Origin of the sequence: Vibrio caribbeanicus ATCC BAA-2122 (assembly GCF_000165125.1) — a bacterium.
In the GTDB taxonomy this organism is placed as follows: domain Bacteria; phylum Pseudomonadota; class Gammaproteobacteria; order Enterobacterales; family Vibrionaceae; genus Vibrio; species Vibrio caribbeanicus.
On the sequence record NZ_AEIU01000098.1, the window covers coordinates 1 to 1,023 of the forward strand.

The following is a 1,023-nucleotide window of genomic DNA, read 5'->3' on the forward strand; positions in this document are numbered from 1 at the left end:
TGAGAAGTAAAGTGCTCCACCCGAGAAATTGAAGGGTCTTCATTACAGTCCTTATGCTGAAACAGAGAAAGGGCATATTGCCCATAAATCAGAGAGTTACTACTGATAGCTGCGGTGAATTATAAATAACGAAGGGGTATTGAAAAGACGGTAAATGATTGAATCATCGAAGCTTTGAGATAGGCTGCAAATATAATGGTTTATATTTACACAAAAGGCACTAAGGCTAAAAAAGCCGCACAAGGCGGCGTTAAATTAAGGGTGTTTTATTGAAACTGTGGCCAGTGATGCAGGTCTTGGCCTAGTGGGCTGCCTGTTGCAAAGTTTCTATAGTTTGTGACCCTATCGACAATAGCCAAATCGCTCAAATCCTGGTCAAAAGCAGAGGCTCCGCGGAACATACTGTCTACAGACTCTAGGTCTTCCACCATCCAAGTACTGATATCTTGGTTAAAGCTCGTCGCATGGTAAAACATATATGACATATCCGTCACCATGGGTGCAGCCCAACCTGTGATGGGTTGATTGAATGACGAGGCACGAGAAAACATACCACTCATATTTTTGACAAACCACACATCCCAGTTGTCAATATTTTGGTTAAAGGCGGATGCTCCTGCAAACATCGACGACATAGTTTCTACGCTGGAGGTATCCCAGTCACCGATGGGTTGGTTAAAGGCTTCGGCATAGTAAAACATATTTCTCATATTCTTAACCTTGGAGGTATTCCAATTCCCGATGGGTTGATTAAAGTGGGTAGCCCGTCCAAACATCACCCTCATATCCCATACCTCGGAGGTATCCCAGTTACCGATGGGTTGGTTAAAAGTCTTGGCACCTGAAAACATTCTTTCCATATCTGTAACCTCGGAAGTATCCCAGTCACCGATGGGTTGGTTAAAGCTGATGGCACCTTCAAACATCGCCCTCATATTATAAACCTTGGAGGTATCCCAGTTGCCAATGGGTTGGTTAAAGCTGGCGGTGTCTTTAAACATAGCCTGCATCTACGAGTAGTGT

General features: G+C 43.9%; 1 protein-coding gene. It reads right to left on the minus strand.

Annotation, left to right across the window (positions count from 1 at the left end):
• Positions 1-266 precede the first annotated feature (266 nt).
• Positions 267-1,001, minus strand: coding sequence for a BspA family leucine-rich repeat surface protein (locus tag RH40_RS16820; protein ID WP_241209905.1), 735 nt, complete (start codon positions 999-1,001; stop codon positions 267-269).
• Positions 1,002-1,023 lie beyond the last annotated feature (22 nt).

Excerpts from the sequence above, each read along its gene's own strand:
- RH40_RS16820 (WP_241209905.1), bottom strand. The coding sequence starts at position 1,001 with ATGTTTAAAGACACCGCCAGCTTTAACCAACCCATTGGCAACTGGGAT.